Raw genomic sequence first — 374 nt, forward strand, 5'->3', positions numbered from 1 at the left:
CCCCCCCCCCCCCCCCCCCCCCCCCCCCCCCCCCCCCCCCCCCCCCCCCCCCACCCCCCCGCCACCCCCGACCCCTCCACCCAGTTGGCATCGTCGGCAGCGTCAGATGTGTATAAGAGACAGAGATCAACTGACGACGCGCAACAAAGAATCGGCGCAAAAAAACCAGCAGGCGTTGGCGAAGCTGCAAGAACAGTTGTCTGCCCAGACCAAAGAGCGTGAGCAAAAGGCCCTGCAGGTAACCGGGCTCGTATACACATCTCCGAGCCCACGAGACAGGAGGTATCATCGCGTATGCCGGAGTCGGCTTGAAAAAGGGGGGGTGGGGGGGGGGGGGGGGGGGGGGGGGGGGGGGGGGGGGGGGGGGGGGGGGG

General features: G+C 69.5%; 1 protein-coding gene. It reads left to right on the forward strand.

The window, feature by feature from the left end; translation table 11 throughout:
• A partial coding sequence (locus JHD74_RS26940) for a hypothetical protein (RefSeq protein WP_199063930.1) occupies positions 1-374 on the forward strand: 374 nt, incomplete at both ends.

Origin of the sequence: Serratia sp. ASV30 (assembly GCF_016428815.1) — a bacterium.
Taxonomy (GTDB): domain Bacteria; phylum Pseudomonadota; class Gammaproteobacteria; order Enterobacterales; family Enterobacteriaceae; genus Chania; species Chania fonticola_C.